This window comes from Armatimonadota bacterium, assembly GCA_020354555.1.
Lineage (GTDB): Bacteria > Armatimonadota > Hebobacteria.
Genome location: CP070648.1, coordinates 47,733 through 62,252, shown reverse-complemented (window position 1 = coordinate 62,252; position 14,520 = coordinate 47,733). Strand labels below are relative to the sequence as shown.

Sequence of the window (14,520 nt, the reverse complement as noted above, 5' to 3'; positions counted from 1 at the left end):
CTCCCCTTCTTAGTCCGATTGTGCGTTCGGTGCCGGGTCGCTGGTGCAAGGCTTGTCGCCGCCTTTGTTCGCCGCCCACGGCCACAGGCCCTTCCGCCTCAGCGTCAGCGCCACACCCGTCGCCACCGCCAGTGCGAGCCCGACCAGCAGCCCCGCCAGCAGCGGCGCGCGCCGCTGCGGCACAACCTGCGGCGCCGGCACCACTGGTGCCGCCGGATGAGCGGGCACCCCGGTTGAGGTCAGATCGGGATCCTTGACGGTGATGTCGTATAGAATCGAGCCGAGCTGACGATTACACTCTATTCTTACCGTGTTATCCTCGAAATCTCCCGGTCCCTCCACGACAACTTGCTCGCCCACCGCGAGCGCGAGCCGCATCGGACTGTAATCCTTGAGCGCCACGATGAACGGATCCAGCGGAATCCAGCGCTCCTCGTGGTTCACCACGCCCGCCGCGCTGAACTCGACGTATGTCTGCAATTCCCCCTGCGGGTCCTTCTCCATCGCCAAGTCCCAGGCCGAAACGAACCGGTCGTCCTCGATCTTCAAATCCACAACGTCCCAGCCCCCCAGTTGACTCATATGCTCCACGATCGAAGTCACTTCCTGGTGGTCCTGCGCCCACGGAAACAACATGCTGACCGCCTCCATGCCGCCGTCGGAATCGACCAGCGCTACCGCGCGGAACGGGGCTGGCGCGGTCGCCTCCTGGGACGTGTTCGGGCTGGCTGGGGGCGCTTGCGCTGGCTCGGCCTGCTCCGCTCTGGTCTGTGCCAGCCCGATGTGGGCGGCGAGCAGCACCGGGAGCGCCGCGAATAGTAGGCGGTACCAGCGGGCAGCGGGACGCCCTGCGCTGCGTGGAGTGCGGCTGTAAGTCAGGTTAATCACAGGGGTGCTGTCGGTCAAGACCGATGGTTTAACGGGGCCCCGTGGTCTCTCAACGTGATTATACCTCCAGCCGGTGCGCGGGTCAATCGTGACCCGTTGTCATCCGACCGGTCGCCGGCGATTGCCGCTCATGCAGAACCGCCCGGCACAGGCTCAGCAGGTGCACGGCCGAGGCCCCGGCCCGCCGCAGCACGCGCGCGCATTCCAGCAGTGTCGCGCCGGTCGTCCACACGTCGTCGAATACGAGCACCGTCCTGTCGGCGACGGCCGCGGGATCGGTTACCGCAAACGCCCCTCGCACATTCGCGCGCCGCATCTTCGCCGGCACCGCGACTTGAGGCGCGTTCAGCTTCACGCGCTCCAGACAGTGGACGGCGATCGGCACGCCCGCACGTTCGGCGAGGGGCGCGCAGAGAAGCTCCGCCTGGTTGAATCCCCGCTCGCTCGCGCGCACCGGATGCAGCGGGACGGGCAGGATCAGCGAGAGCTTGTCGAAAGGGATCGCTGGAGGCGCGCTCGCCGCGGCGGCGGGCGGGTCGCCGGTCTCTGAAGTCGTGTCCAACGAAGTGGCTGCGCTGTCCTGCGCCTTGCCGTCCAGCATCGCCGCCGCCATCATCTCGCCCAGCACGCGCGCGAGCACGCGCTTGCCGTCATACTTCAGCCGGTGCACCGCCTCCCGCGCGGGGCCCTCATACCGGGCCACCGAGCGGCCGATGACGTACGGCAGTCGCTGCGTCTGCCGGCACGACGCGCACAGCGGGCCGCCGCGCGCCTGCGGGTCGAACGGCATCCCGCAGCGGTGGCACATCGGCGGCGCGATCGGCGTCACCTCAGCAGCGCACTCCGCGCACAGCGCCGCGCCGCCGAACCGCCGGCACACCAGGCACCGCGGCGGAAACAGCAGATCCAGAAAGCCCTTGGTCAGCCAGTGCATGGACGAGGCCCCTGTGCTGCCGTGCGCAACCCACTCATGCCGCATGTCATCCCGAGCGCGGCGAGGGCTTTCGCCCGCGCCGTGTCGCGGCCGATGCAACGCCCCGCTTCTGCCATCCCCTGTCCGCTCGCCCGCGGATAACGTCGCCTGCTCCTTCTCCACTCACGCCCCCGTTCCTCGTTTGCACCCTCCGGCGGCGCGCGCTATAATGCGCTCGCAGCGGGTCAACCACTCCCCCTCAACGGAGGTGACTTCCCGATGGCACGCAAGGTCAAGGTCGGCGTTCTCGCGTCGGGCGGCGGCACGAATCTTCAGGCAATCATGGACCGCGCCGCCGACGGCCGTCTCGACGCCGAGGTCGTCGTCGTTATCAGCGATGTCGAGGACGCCTACGCCCTCGAGCGAGCGCGCCAGTCCGGTGTGCCGGCGGTGTCTATTGATCCTCGCTCATTCCCCGACCGCAACGCCTTCAATCGAGCGATCATCCAAGAGCTGCGCGATCGCGGCGAGGAGCTGGTGGCGCTGGCGGGGTACCTCCGCATCACGAGCGACGAGTTCGTGGACGCCTTCGACGGCCGCATCATGAACATCCACCCCAGCCTCGTTCCCTCGTTCTGCGGCAAGGGCATGCACGGCCTGCGCGTGCACCAGGCGGCGCTCGACTACGGCGTGAAGGTCACCGGCTGCACCGTGCACTTCGTCACGAAGGAAGTTGACGCGGGCCCGATCATCGTCCAGCGCACCGCGCCGGTGCTCGACGACGACGCCGCGGAGACCCTCTCCGCGCGCGTGCTCGAGCAGGAGCATCAGGCGTACTCCGAGGCAATCCAGCTCTTCGCCGAGGGGCGGCTTGAGATCAAAGGCAACCGCGTGCGCGTGCTCCCGCCTGCGGCGTAGGGGCGGCTCACCGGGTCGCCCTCGAACAGTAGACGATCCGCGGATTTGCCCAGCTTTCGCGGGTTGCGCAGATTGTGCAGATTCGGGTCCGAACCGTACATGTGAGGCCGCAACGCACGAAGGGTTCACTCGCCGCAGCCGACTCTGGAGTCCGGCGATTCATCGCCGCTCTTGTGGTCATCAGGCGCGTTTCAAAGCGGGAGTGAGTCGCCACAGGCGACTAAAACTCCCGCACTCCATAGTGGGCCGGTGCGCCTCCGCGCCGCGGTCTGGACTGCCTTCGGACGGATGGCCCCACGCTGCGCGCACATCCGCGCTCAGCTGTCGCCGGTAGCCGCGCCCCACTCAATCCGGGCGAGCGAAGGCGGGGCCGCGGCCCCGCTTCCTCTACAGTTCAGTCCCGCTTGCGTTGCGTCGTCCGCCGCGCGGTGCTATACTAAGTACATGCATGCACTACTGCCCGCCCTCGGGCAGTGGCCGGAATTCAGCGACTTTGCCCAGAACCTTCGCCGAGACGGATATCGCGGGCACGTAGAGGGCCTGACCGGGGCCGCCAAGGGCTGCATTATCGCGGGCCTGGCGGCCAGGGCCGAACGCCCCCTGCTCATCATCACGTACAACAACGAGCAGGCGGAGCAGCTCTACGATGACATCGTCTCGTTCACCGGCTCGGCGCCGGATCAACACGTCTCCCCTGAGCCCGCCGAACGGGTCTCCTTCCTGCCGTCGCTCGAGATTCTCCTCTACGAGGAATTCTCACCGGACTTCGACATCATCCGCGACCGGCTCAACTCCCTCCACCGCCTGCTGCGCGGAGAGCCCGTGACCGTCGTGGCGACCGCGCCCGCCGTGCTCCACCAGACCGTGCCGCCCGCCGTGCTGGCGCGGGCCCATCTCGTCCTGCGCAAGGGGCAGCCGCTCGACCTGACCGACCTCGCCGCGCGCCTCACCGGCCTCGGCTATGCCCGCGAGGAAATGGTCGAACACCCCGCCCAGTTCAGCATCCGCGGCGACATCGTTGACATCTATCCCTCCACGACCCTGCAGCCCCTGCGCCTGGAGCTGTTCGGCGACGAGGTCGAGCGATTGTGCAACCTCGACGTCGAAACCCAGCGCTCCACCGGGGAGATACCGGAGTTCGACCTGCTGCCCGCCCAGGAGTTGGTGCTGGAGGCGAGTCTCGGCGGCGCGGGTGATCCGGCTCGCGCCGAGCAGATGATGACGGTTGCGCTCCGCGAGCAACTCGCAATTCTGGAGCAGCAAGGCCGGCCCGATGCCGCCCGCCGGCTGCGCGACAAGGTCGAGCACGACCTCGAGCGCATGAGCCAGGGCACGTATTTCCAGGGCGTCGAGTACTACTTGCCGTTCCTCCACGAGGGCGCTTTCACCGCGCTCGATTACCTGCCGGCGGGCGCCGCGGTCGTCATAGACGAGCCGTCCCTCATTGCCGAGCACTACGAGCGCTTCGAGCATGAACTGGCGCAAGCGTACCGCCTGCGACTCCAGGATGGATCTCTCCTGCCTCTGCCGGATCCACTCTATCTCCCGTCGAGCGAAGGCAAGCAGCGCCTGCGAGATCGCCCGACGCTCAGCTTCTCGCTCCTCGAACCGGACGACAACGGCTTCTGGCCGGGCTCGCCGCAGACGAAGGTTTCACTTGACCCGTCACCCGTGCCGCGCTTTGGCGCGCGCCCGGCCGAGTTGGCGGATGTGCTGCGCGGCTGGCAGCGCGACCATCAGCGTGTCATCATCTCCACCCTGCAAGGGGAGCGTCTGGCCGAGTTGCTGGCCGAGGCGGGCGTCAGCGGCATCGTCCGCGACGAGGCCGGCGCCGTAGAGCCGGGCCAGGTTCTCATCACGCCGCGCAAGATCTCCGAGGGCTTCGCGCTGCCCGAGGCGGGCCTGGTCTGCCTCACCGATCAGGAGGTCTTCGGCTGGCAGAAGATTCGCCGCTCGCTGCGCCGCCGCCACCTCGAGGGGGCGCCGATCAGCTCGCTCACCGAGCTCGCGCCCGGCGATTACGTCGTGCATATCAACCACGGCATCGGCGTCTACGAAGGGCTGGTGCGCCGGGTGGTTGACACCGCCGAACGCGAGTACATGTCCGTGCACTATGCCGGCGAGGACCGGCTCTATGTGCCGATTGACCAACTCGATCGCGTACAGAAGTACATCGGCAGCGAGGACCAGCTTCCGGCGGTACACCGCCTCGGCGGGGCCGACTGGGAGCGCGCCAAACGACGCGCGAAGCGCTCGGCGCGGGAACTCGCCCGCGAACTCGTCGCGCTGTACGCGGCGCGCCAATCCCAGCCGGGGCACGCCTTCAGCCCCGACGCGCCGTGGCAGCAAGAGATGGAGGTGGGCTTCCCGTACGAGGAGACCGCGGACCAGCTCGCGGCGATCGCGGACGTCAAGAGCGACATGGAGCGCCCCAAGCCCACGGATCGCCTGGTGTGCGGTGACGTCGGGTACGGCAAGACCGAAGTCGCCATTCGCGCCTGCTTCAAGGCGGTCATGGACGGCAAGCAGGCGGCCGTGCTGGTGCCGACGACGGTTCTCGCGCAGCAGCACTTCTCGACCTTCAGCGAGCGCCTGGCGCCCTATCCGCTGCGCGTCGAGATGCTCAGCCGCTTCCGCTCGCGCGTCGAGCAGAAGCGAGTGGTCGAGGGGCTGGCGGACGGCACCGTGGACATCGTCATCGGCACCCACCGGCTGCTGTCGCGCGACGTTGAGTTCAAGGACCTCGGCCTCGTCGTGGTCGACGAGGAGCAGCGCTTCGGGGTGCGCCACAAGGAGAAGCTCAAGCAGCTGCGCACGATCGTGGACGTGCTCACGCTCACCGCCACGCCGATTCCGCGCACGCTCCACATGTCGCTCTCCGGCATCCGCGATATGAGCGTCATCAACGAGCCGCCCGAAGGACGCCTGCCCATCCGCACCCGCGCCCTATCGCGCGACGACGAGGTCGTCCGCGAGGCCCTGCTGCGTGAACTCGAGCGCGGCGGCCAGGTCTATTTCGTCCATAACCGCGTCGAATCCATCGGCCATGTCGCCGAGCACGTCCGCCAACTCGTGCCCCACGCGCGCATCGCCATCGGCCACGGTCAGCTGCGCGAGGCCGATCTCGAACGCGTCATGCTCGACTTCTACGCCGGCAAACACGACATCCTGGTGTGCACGACGATCATCGAAAGCGGGCTCGACATCCCCAACGTCAATACGCTGGTGGTTGACCGGGCCGACTTGTTCGGTCTGGCGCAGTTGTACCAGCTGCGCGGGCGCGTCGGGCGCTCCAACCGCCAGGCCTACGCGTATCTCATGTGGACCCCGCACAAACGGCTCACCGAGCGCGCGCAGAAACGCATCGCCGCGATCAAGGAGTTCTCGCATCTCGGCTCCGGCTTCCGCATCGCCCTGCGCGACCTCGAAATCCGCGGCGCCGGCAACTTGCTCGGGCCGGAGCAGCACGGCTTCATGCTCTCCGTCGGCTTCGAGCTCTACACCCAGATGCTCGCGGAGGCGGTGCAAGAAGTAAAGGGCGAGCCGGTGCCGACGGCGCGCCAGGTCTCGCTCGACCTGCCCGTGGACGCCTATCTGCCCGAGGATTACGTGCCGAGCCTCAACCAGCGCATTGACTTCTACCGCCGCATGGCCGCGGTGCGCAACGCAGCGCAGATGGAAGACCTGCGCGAGGAACTGGCGGACCGCTTCGGTGCGCCGCTGCCGCCGCAAGTGGACGGCCTATTCCGGCTCATCCAGTTGAAACTGGACTGCCTCGCCGTCGGCGTGGCCGGCATCACGAGCGAGCGGCGTCAGGTGACCATCCGGTTCGCCCCCGACCGGCGCCTGACCTCGGTCGCCCAGCGCAAGCTCCAGGGGCAGTTCTCCGCCGTGCGCGACCGCGAGTTCCGCCAGGCCAGCCCGGTGGCCAGCCACGACCGCATCGAGTTACTCACCCTCGGCCTGTCGCCGCAGCAATTGCTTGCCCTGAGCAGCGAAATCGTCCTCCACGCGGGAAGAATGCTCTCCCGCGTCGAAAGGGAGCAAACAGGGGCTGACGCCTGAGTCACAGTTCCGCGAGGATTGATATATGCCAACCGTTGTCGGTGTGACATGCCGTTCCGCCGGGCAGATCTACCATTTCGATCCCGGCGGCATCGAGTTGCATGAAGGCGATGCCGTGATCGCGCCCACTCAGCGCGGACTGGAGTTGGGCCAGGTCGTCGCGGAAGCGCGTGATATTCCCGAGCAGGAGATCACGCAGCCGCTGCGGGCGATCAAACGTAAGGCCACGGAAGAAGACCTCCAGCGCGAGGAGGAAAACCGCGAGCGGGAGCACCAAGCCGTCGAGGTCTGCGCGCAGAAGATACAGCAGCACGGTTTGCCGATGAAGCTGATCGAGGCCCACTACACGTTCGACCGCACGCGGATCGTCTTCTACTTCAGCGCCGACGGACGTGTGGACTTCCGGCGGCTCGTGCGCGATCTCGCCCGCGAATTCAAGACCCGCGTCGAGTTGCATCAGGTCGGCGTGCGCGACGAGGCCCGCCTGTTCGGCGGTTTCGGCCCGTGCGGGCGCCCCCTGTGCTGCGCGTCTTTCCTCTCCAGTCTGCAACCCGTGGCGATCAGGATGGCCAAGGAGCAGAACCTGGCCCTCAACCCGCTCAAGATCTCCGGCTGCTGCGGCCGCCTCATGTGCTGCCTCAACTTCGAGTACGAGTGCTACAAGCAGGCGAAGGCTGAACTGCCGCGCGTCGGCAGCGAAATCGAGATCCCCAAGGGCCGCGGCAAGGTCGCCGAAGTCAACGTCATCAAACGCACCATCACTCTCGTGCTCGACGACGGCACACGCGTTGAGGTGGATCCCGCGGAGTGCGCTCCTCCTGAGCCCGAGCCGGAGCCGAAGCCGAGGCCTGAGGCGTCATCCAAGCCCAACGCGCAAGGCGAGGCGCGCCCGCGCTCGCGGCGGCGTCGGCCGCGTCGGCGCCGCTCCCGCAAGCCCAAGGGAAACCAAGGCTAGTGCTCCGTCAATTATGTTTCGATGTGTCGCTACGCCTCGCGACTTCAGGCGAAGTCACGCCCCGTGCGCTTGTCTGGGCGTGCGCGCGCCTGACCGCGCGAGACGCGGGATCCGCCATCGTAATGTTGACCCAGCGGTAGCAGCAAGGCCGGGGTTCCTGGCCGCGCGGGCGCGGTCCGGTCGCTCGGGCAAACGCACCGGCCATCTCCGCTTCCTGATGTTGCCCGGATTTCGGACGGCGTGAGCCCGCTCGTGCCGGGGAACGGCGTACCGGGTTTTTCTGCTGCCGGTGGAGGCGTCCGCGCGGGCGCGTCGAAACTGTGTCTTTCAAATCGCGCCGGGGAGGCGCGTAGAAGGAGCGAGCGCCAGTGGCAAAGAGCACCAAGGCCCGCAAGCCGGCGGGCAAGATTCGCGTCGGGTTCATTGGGTGTGGGGGAATTGCTGTCGGGCATTTCAAGCGCCTCTTGGAGGTGCCGAGATGCGAGGTCGTCGCGCTCAACGATACGAGCGAGGACAGCCTCAAGCGTTTCGTCGAGCGCGCGCCGGAAGCCGCCGAACTGCCGACCTACTCGGACTACAAGCAGATGCTCGATGAAGTGGAGTTGGATGCGGTGGAGATCGCGACCCCGCACACCGTTCACTTCGAGCAGGCGATGGAGGCGCTCAACCGCGGCCTCCACGTGCTGCTGGAGAAGCCCATGGTCTGCCGCGTGGATGACGCCAAGCAGATCATTCAAACCGCCAAGAAGAAGAAACTCGTGGTCGTCGTCTCTTACCAGCGTCACTACGACGGCGGCTACCGCTACGTCCGCCAGGCCGTGCAGAAAGGCGTGCTGGGCAAGGTTCACTTCGTCTCCGCCATGCAGGCCCAGAGCTGGTATCCCGGCTACGGCTGGCGCGGCGACCCGGCGCTGGCCGGCGGCGGCCAGCTCAACGACTCGGGCAGCCACCTCATAGACATCATCCTATGGACCACCGGCCTCGTGCCTAAGGAGGTCTTCGCGTACATTGACAACATGGGCGCGCGCGTGGACATTCTCTCCGCCATATCGGTCGAGTTCCAGGGCGGCGCGCTGGCGAACATCTCGGTCGTCGGCCATGCCCCGGGCTGGTGGGAGGACTTCTCGATCTGGGGCGACAAGGGCGCGCTCTACCTGCGCGGCGGCAAGATCCTACTGCAGAAGGACGGCAAGCTCCAGGACGTCACCGGCAAAGCCAAAGGCACCGGCAACGCCGACCGCAACTTCATTGAGGCCATCCGCGGCAAAGCCGAGGTACAGTCCGACGCCGTCGGCGGCCTGCGCGTGATCCAGCTCACCGAGGCGGCCTGGGATTCCGGCAAGCTGGGCCGCGCGGTCAAGGTCAAGGTCTAAGCCGGATAATTCCTGACCAGTCCCGGTTGCGCGCGCGACGCCACGCGGCGTTCCCGCCGACGCGCTCTGGTGCGTGAGCAGTCCGGGCTGACGCCTTCCCGCGTCACACGCTGTTTCTGCGCCTCAGGGCCGGCAGCAATGCCGGCCCTGTCCCTGTCCGCCAGCCGCATTGTCACTTGCATCGCCCACGGCGCGCGGAGGATGACCGCACCCGCGCCCGAACTGCTTCTCCTATCGCCAGGCAACACGATTCCAGGAGAACGCAGATGCCCAATACTATCGTTCACTTCGAGATCCCGGCGCAGGACATGAACCGGCTCAAGGACTTCTACTCCGGCCTCTTCGGCTGGAAGATACAGGCCGCCCCGGGCATGGACGACTTCATGATGATCAACGCCGCCCCCGAAGGCGAAGGCATTAACGGTGCCCTCATGAAGAAGCGTACGCCCCACCACAGCATCATCAACTATGTCAGCGTCGAGTCCGTCGCCGACTATGCGGAGAAAGTGATACAGCTCGGCGGACAGGTGGTCGTGCCCAAGACGGCCGTGCCTCGCATGGGCCATTTCGCCCTCTGCGTCGATCCCGAGGGCAACCCCGTCGGTTTGTGGGCAGACGACCCGAACGCTGCGTAATCGCGCTTCGGCGCCAGCGACCACGCTGCCGCCGCCGGCCGCTCTGCGCCGACGCCACACCATAATGACCCCAGCAACGACGTCAACCGAACAGGCAGCGGCAATGGCCGAGGAGATCCCCCGCGAGCGGACTCTCACGGCCACAACCGACGACATGCTGCTGCTCGTGGGCGTCGGGCCCGACGGCCTCGATGACGCGGAGGCCCGCGAGCGTCTCGAGCAGTACGGCCCCAATCGCATCGCCCGCGGCCGCGCCCTGCCCGCGTGGCGCCTGCTCCTCGATCAGGTCAGGGATCCGATCATCTATGTCTTGCTCGTGGCCGGGGCGGTCACGCTCGCACTGCGCCACTACACCGACACCGGCGTCATCCTCTTCGTCGTCGTGCTCAATGGCATCATCGGGTTCGTTCAGGAGTTCCGCGCCAACCGCGCCATTGACGCCCTGAGCAGCCTCACCAGCCCCACCGCGCGCGTGCGCCGTGCTGGGCGTACGCGCCGCGTCCCCAGCGAAGAGCTCGTCCCCGGCGACCTCGTGCTCGTGCAGGCCGGCGCGGGCGTGGATGCTGACGCCCGGCTCCTCCGCGCCAACGAACTGCTCGCAGACGAATCCCTGCTCACCGGCGAATCGCTGCCGGTCGAGAAGACCTCCGATCCATTGCCCGACCCCGACGTGCCGCCCGCCGACCAGCGCAACATGCTCTTCGCCGGCTCCCTCGTCCTCCAGGGCCGCGGCGAGGCCGTCGTCGTCCGCACCGGCCCGAGCACCGAACTCGGCAAGATCGCCGAAACCGTCACCGGCATCGAGCGCGTCGAAACACCGCTCCAGCGTCGCATCCGCCGCTTCAGCCGCGTCCTCGCCCTCGCGACTCTCGGCCTCGTCGTCGTTGCCACCGCCCTCGGCGCTCTGCGGGGGATTCCCGTATCCGAGATGTTCCTCACCGCCGTCGCGCTCGCGGTGTCCGCCATCCCTGAGGGGCTGCCCGTCGTGGTCACCATCACGCTCGCTGTCGGCGTCAGCCGCATGGCCGCGCGCAACGCCGTCGTCCGCAAGCTGCCCGCCGTCGAGACCCTCGGCTCGACCCAGGTCATTTGCTCGGACAAGACGGGCACGCTGACGCTCAATCACATGGCCGTGCGCATGGTCGCCTGGGGGCCGTGGACGCTCGAAGCGGGCGCCGATCAGGTCAGCGCCGGCGAGTCCGAGCCGGTGCTCGTCGAGGAAACGCCGCCCGGCTCCGAGTCGGCCTGCGAGGGCGCCCTATGCGATCTGCTGCGCGCCGCGCTGTTCTGCAACAACGCCGAGCGCATGATTGACGAGCACGGCCTCGCGCACCTCGACGGGGCCCCCACCGAAGCCGCCCTGCTCGATATGGTCGCGGTCCGCGCGCCGCGCCTGTTCGAGGAAAAGCAGGCCCACCCGCCCGAGGCCGAAGTGCCCTTCAGTTCCGAGCGCAAGTTTATGGCAACCGTGCACGAGAGGTGGGGCGGCTGGATGCTTTTCGCCAAGGGCAGCCCGGAGGTCATCATCGAGCGCTGCGCCAAGCAGTGGGTGCCGTACGGGGAAGGGGAGGAGCCACTCGACGCGCAGCGCTGGCTCGCCGAAGCGCACCGCATGGCCGACGCCGGCCAGCGCGTCATCGCCGTCGCGCATCGGCCGTGGCACGAGCCCGGGGTCACGGAAGACGCCGTCACCGACCTCACACTGCTCGGCCTCATCGGCCTCATGGATCCGCCGCGCCCTGAGGCGGCGGAGGCCGTGCGCGGCTGCCAGGAGTCGGGCATCCGCGTCGTCATGGTCACCGGCGATCACGTCGCCACCGCGCGCGCCGTCGCGATGGCACTCGGCATCTTGCAGCCCCTCGAAGCCGAGGTCTCGCCGGAAGACGACCCGCGCATCCTCACCGGCCGCGAGGTCGAGGCGATGTCCGACGAGGAACTCGCCGCGCACGTCGATGATGTCGCCGTGTACGCGCGCGTCACGCCGCTGCACAAGCTGCGCATCGTCCAGGAGTTGCGCAAGCGCGGTTACATCGTTGCGGTAACGGGTGACGGCGTCAACGACGCGCCCGCTCTGCGCCAGGCGGACCTCGGTGTCGCGATGGGCAAGGTCGGCACCGAAGTCGCCAAGCAGGCCGCCGACATGGTGCTGCTCGACGACAGCTTCGCCACCATCTACGAAGCCGTCAAGCAGGGGCGCTACATCTTCGAGAACATCCGCAAGGTGAGCTTCTTCCTCATCAGCAGCGGGGCGGCGGAGGTCGTCGCGATTCTCGCCGTCATCGCGCTGGGTTGGCCGCTGCCGTACACCGCCGCGCAGATCCTGTGGATCAACCTCGTCACCAACGGCATCCAGCACATCGCGCTGGCGGTCGAACCGGGGGAGGCGCATCTCCTGCAGCACCGGCCGCGCGGCCTGCGCGCGGGCTTCTTCAACTGGGTCGTCGCCCAGCACACCGCAGTCGTTGGCGCCGCCTTCAGCCTCGGCACGCTGACCACGTTTCGCTATGCCCAACTGATCGGCCTGACCCTCGCCGACGCGAGGACCGTCGCGATGACGAACATGGTCATGTTCCAGATGTGGCACGCCTTCAGCTGCCGCAGCCTGGCGCGGTCGGTGTTCGCGATCCCCCTGCGGACGAACCCGTTCCTGCTGGTGTCGGTGTTCGCCGCGATCGGCGCGCAGGCCCTGGTCATCTACTGGCCGCCGCTTCAGGCCATCTTCGGCACGCGACCGATCCACTTGAACTGCGCGGTGTGCATCTTCTTCGTGTCACTCGGCGGCGTCGCCGCGATGGAAGTATCCAAATGGTTTGCCCGCAACCGCGGCGCACTGGAGCGAGGATGAATGCGGCATTCACCGGAGGTGGAATCGGGAGTGCCGCCTCCGTCGGCATCTGACGCCTGAGTGACAGGCGCTCCGCGACTAGCCCGGAGTCTCGTACGCCCTGATCTCATACACGCGCGCGCCCCAGCCGTCACCGTTCGCGGCGCGGATGGTGAGACGAAGGCGGGACGCGGTCACCGGCGCGAATTCGTGGACGCGGAAACGGCGGTAGTTGCCGCGCTCCTCAACAAGCGTGCGCCATTCGCCGTCGACCTCCGCCTCCAGCGAGTAATCCCGCGCGCACATCTCCGACACCCGCCCGCCGCAGTTGAACGGCATGCCGAGGTATGACCTATTGAGCGTGTCGAACGTCAGGTGCACGCGCCCGAGTCTGACCGGCTCCGGCCATTCCAGCACCACGCTCTGCGGCAGCGGCGCGCCCGGCGCCGACATCCACATGTCTACGGGATTGGTGCAGAAGCGCCGGTTGTAACCATTAATGACGTTCATCGCCTCGCCGTGCACCGGGCGGGGCTGAATGCGTATCGCGAGCGGCTCCGGCATCGTCGTGAAGGCGGCGTCACCCTCCCGCGCCTCGCAGCGCTGCGCGAAGTCCGTCGCCCACCGATTCGCCGCGAGGCTGACGCCATCCGCCGGCGCGATGACCAGCGCGCATCGGCCCTCGTCGCTCGTCTCATCCCTGGGCGGCAACTCCAGCGGCGGCGAGAACTCGAACGCGGCCCACCCCTCGCTGCGCGGCCCAATCTCAGCCGAAGCACTACCCACCGCCGCGAACTTCGCAATCGTGTTGTCATTCCCCCATTCCATGCGATTGCCCGGCCCAGGGTCGGAGTAGGGGATGTGCTCCTCCGGCGCTTTCCACTTGCGCTCCGGCGCGAATGCGGACACCGACGACTCCAGCCGCTGCGCTTCGTCCGACTCGTTGCGCGCGTAGAGCTCGATGCGCTCCAGCTTCTCCGGCCAATTCCACAGCACCACCCCGCGCGCGCAATCCAACGGCAGGAAATCGCCGGCCTCCGCGCACTCAAACACCGCCTCGCTCGTCGCGGTCACCTTCGCCGACCGCGCCAGGTCGTCCGGATCCTCATTGCGCAGGCCGAGGATCGTCGCGTCGCGCCGCAGCAGAAGCTGCTGAAGCTCGCCCACCCGCTCCGGATACAGATCGCGCGGCAGGCAATCGTACTTCCGACACAGATGCGCCGCCGCCCCCGCCGCCTGCCCCGCAGTCGCCAGCGTCTTCATCAGCCGCACCGCCCCCAGCGCGAGATGCGTCACCGACATCAGCCGCCCCGCCAGCATCAGGTTCCCGATGGTGCGCGAATACAGGCACCGGTAGGGAATGCTGAATAGCGGCGGGATGCAGTGGAAGATGATCCTCGCGCGCGTGCGAACTGGGTCGTGAATGTCGAGCGCATACCCCCCATAGGCCACGCGGTCCTCGAACAGCCGCGCCTCCTCGATATCGGTCTGCGTCAGAATGTAGTCGCCCACGAACCGGCGGCTCTCGCGCTTGCCCGCCTTCGGGCTGACCCACACCAGCTCCCAGTTCCGCGCCTCGTCAGCGTGCGGCCCGTTCTTGATGTGATCCCAGACGCTGTAGAACTGCCGCAGCAGCTCCTCGTAGATCTCGTGGTCATCGCGGATGGTGTCAAGGTTGCCGCCGGTCTCCGTCACCCACATGAAGCAGAACTCGGCGCGATGATTCCACGACGCGTGGGAGTACAGGCAGTCCGTGCCGCCCTCGTACTTCGGCGTGCCCGGCGGGGGAACGAACTCGACGGGATGCGACGCCTTGCGCACGAGCGCGGTGATGCTCGTGCCCATGGTGATGCCGTCCGCCTGCTCCGGCGCGCTGCGCTCGCCGAACTCGGACTGCGCCTCACGTCCCATGCGGAACTCAGCGCCCCCGCGCGCGGCCACATGCCCGT

9 protein-coding genes are annotated in these 14,520 nt (G+C 67.6%); 6 read left to right on the top strand and 3 right to left on the bottom strand.

Annotation, left to right across the window (positions count from 1 at the left end):
- Positions 1-9 precede the first annotated feature (9 nt).
- Together JSV65_00280 and JSV65_00275 are read right to left on the bottom strand one after the other, a co-directional pair.
- Complete coding sequence (locus tag JSV65_00280) at positions 10-888, bottom strand: hypothetical protein (protein ID UCH34825.1); 879 nt, start codon at positions 886-888, stop codon at positions 10-12.
- A gap of 82 nt (positions 889-970) precedes the next feature.
- Entirely contained in the window at positions 971-1,822 is an 852-nt protein-coding gene (locus tag JSV65_00275; GenBank protein UCH34824.1) for a ComF family protein, read from the bottom strand.
- Between the two features lie 258 nt (positions 1,823-2,080).
- On the opposite strand from JSV65_00275, the gene JSV65_00270 reads away from it, so the two are divergent.
- The 6 genes from JSV65_00270 to JSV65_00245 all read left to right on the top strand — a co-directional run bounded on the left by JSV65_00270 (position 2,081) and on the right by JSV65_00245 (position 12,592).
- A complete protein-coding gene (locus JSV65_00270) occupies positions 2,081-2,719 on the top strand; it encodes a phosphoribosylglycinamide formyltransferase (GenBank protein UCH34823.1) in 639 nt (212 codons plus the stop codon).
- Between the two features lie 171 nt (positions 2,720-2,890).
- Positions 2,891-6,784 (top strand): transcription-repair coupling factor, encoded by a 3,894-nt coding sequence (gene mfd, locus JSV65_00265; GenBank protein UCH34822.1) that lies wholly within the window; start codon positions 2,891-2,893, stop codon positions 6,782-6,784.
- 25 nt (positions 6,785-6,809) lie between these two features.
- Positions 6,810-7,739: a stage 0 sporulation family protein gene (locus JSV65_00260; protein UCH34821.1), complete on the top strand. Its 930-nt coding sequence runs from the start codon at positions 6,810-6,812 to the stop codon at positions 7,737-7,739.
- A gap of 368 nt (positions 7,740-8,107) precedes the next feature.
- On the top strand, positions 8,108-9,112 hold the full coding sequence (locus JSV65_00255) for a Gfo/Idh/MocA family oxidoreductase (protein UCH34820.1): 1,005 nt from the start codon (positions 8,108-8,110) through the stop codon (positions 9,110-9,112).
- A 266-nt stretch (positions 9,113-9,378) separates the two neighbouring features.
- Positions 9,379-9,747: a VOC family protein gene (locus JSV65_00250; protein ID UCH34819.1), complete on the top strand. Its 369-nt coding sequence runs from the start codon at positions 9,379-9,381 to the stop codon at positions 9,745-9,747.
- 64 nt (positions 9,748-9,811) lie between these two features.
- Complete coding sequence (locus tag JSV65_00245; GenBank protein ID UCH34818.1) at positions 9,812-12,592, top strand: HAD-IC family P-type ATPase; 2,781 nt, start codon at positions 9,812-9,814, stop codon at positions 12,590-12,592.
- A gap of 78 nt (positions 12,593-12,670) precedes the next feature.
- Here the strand turns inward: JSV65_00245 and JSV65_00240 are convergent.
- Positions 12,671-14,520, bottom strand: a 1,850-nt coding sequence (locus JSV65_00240) for an FAD-dependent oxidoreductase (GenBank protein ID UCH34817.1), incomplete at its 5' end; no start/stop codon positions are given.